General features: G+C 50.6%; 1 protein-coding gene. It reads right to left on the bottom strand.

Annotation, left to right across the window (positions count from 1 at the left end):
- On the bottom strand, nt 1-241 hold a 241-nt coding region (locus HBA93_RS23160; RefSeq protein ID WP_221724792.1), incomplete at both ends, for a hypothetical protein.

The raw sequence follows: 241 nt of genomic DNA, 5'->3' as shown, positions 1-241 counted from the left end.
CGGCAAACCGGTCATGCCTGCGAATAGTGCAGCCAGATCAAAGCGTTCCAGCTTAATCTCACCACGCAATTGTGCTACGGCCTGATCACTTAGCGAACCGTCCAACCGCGCAGTCACTGCCTCATCATCAATTTTGCCCTGCAAATTCGGCAAACGGACAATATTTTTCCCGAACTGAAAATCACTGGTAATATCCACCGGCAATCCGGCACCAAAGCCACGACCGAAAGGCAAAGCATAA

Origin of the sequence: Ochrobactrum sp. SFR4, assembly GCF_019730395.1 — a bacterium.
Classification (GTDB): Bacteria; Pseudomonadota; Alphaproteobacteria; order Rhizobiales; family Rhizobiaceae; genus Pseudochrobactrum.
This window is presented reverse-complemented; position numbering and strand designations above follow the sequence as displayed.